This window comes from Arthrobacter sp. Cr_A7, from assembly GCF_029222765.1.
GTDB lineage: Bacteria > Actinomycetota > Actinomycetes > Actinomycetales > Micrococcaceae > Arthrobacter.
This window is the reverse complement of the sequence record NZ_JARHXQ010000159.1, coordinates 1-1,139: the sequence shown is the minus strand read 5'-3', so window position 1 is coordinate 1,139 and position 1,139 is coordinate 1. Positions and strand designations below refer to the sequence as shown.

Sequence of the window (1,139 nt, the reverse complement as noted above, 5' to 3'; positions counted from 1 at the left end):
CCTGGGGGACGCAGAAGACGAGCTTCGTTCCGACTGGCAGCCCGGGACCGGACCCACCGCGGAACAAGGCCGTGCTGCCGGCGAAGTCAAGCAAGCCATCGCCCAAGCCAAAGCCGCCCTCGACCGCGCCGGCCGCTGACAGACTTTCGAGCTAAGGACACGACAAATGACGCATGCAGATGACCTTCGCGCCTGGGCCAGGGGCTCCTACACCATCGAGGCGGCCACCGAGCTGTTGCTTCGCGCTTTCGGTGGTCGTTATGCCGCCCCCGGCAACCCGTGGGTGCACGCCAGTGAGGACCTGGAGGGAGCTCACCAGGTGCGGGCGTGGATTGATTTTGAGTCGATCCCGGAAGAGGTGGGGGTGCTCTCCGGCGGTGAGCGACGGTTCCTGCTGATCGCAGCTTCTATCGCGGAGAATATTCCGGTGGTTTTAGCGGACGTTGTGCCGGGGCTGGACAGGGAGAACCTGGACCTGGTGTTGGCTGCGATCGCTCATGCCGGTGGCAGTCACCAGCACTCGGATATCCGCGAAACTCCGGACGGTTCGATGTCGTTGCGCCCAGGCTATTTGGAGAGTCTGCATCCCTGGCCCAAGGCCTTGCGTGCGGTGAAGTAAGAGCGGTTCAAAGTGATGGCAGAGAAGCCGCGGAAGGTTGGCCCTTTCACGCCCTACTACACCGAGGAGCAGGCGGGGCAGGTCCGTGCAGCGTTTGTCGCGGCCGGTAAGGCGGAGGGGGATGCGAGCGTGTCAGACTTCATCATCCGGGCCACTATGCGTGAGGTGAAGCGGCTGCAGCGTAAGTACAACGGCGGCAAGCCGTGGCCGGCTGTGAAGGCCGGCGAACTGCGCCGCGGACAGAGAACAATGGATGAGATGCAGCACCGAAACGAGGAACTATAAACCGTGGCGAAACGGACTGATGAAGTGACCACAGCGGCCGTGCCCGACACGGCGCCCTTCCCAAAGATGCTCACCCTGGACGAAGTCCAGGAGATCCTGAACCTGGGGAAACCACTGGTTTATGCATTGGTGAAAAGCGGCGAATTACGGGCAGCCCAATTCGGCGGCCGCGGGATCTGGCGGGTACGCCAAGATGACCTGGCGGCATACATTGACGCCGCCTATGAGAAGACCG

3 protein-coding genes are annotated in these 1,139 nt (G+C 62.7%); all 3 read left to right on the top strand.

The features are described from left to right. The first annotated feature begins 166 nt into the window (after nucleotides 1–166). A complete protein-coding gene (locus tag P2Q66_RS10000; protein WP_275727681.1) occupies nucleotides 167–619 on the top strand; it encodes a hypothetical protein in 453 nt (150 codons plus the stop codon). A 15-nt stretch (nucleotides 620–634) separates the two neighbouring features. Then, on the top strand, nucleotides 635–904 hold the full coding sequence (locus P2Q66_RS09995) for a hypothetical protein (protein ID WP_275727680.1): 270 nt from the start codon (nucleotides 635–637) through the stop codon (nucleotides 902–904). Between the two features lie 3 nt (nucleotides 905–907). After that, nucleotides 908–1,139, top strand: a 232-nt coding sequence (locus P2Q66_RS09990; protein ID WP_275727678.1) for a helix-turn-helix domain-containing protein, incomplete at its 3' end; no start/stop codon positions are given.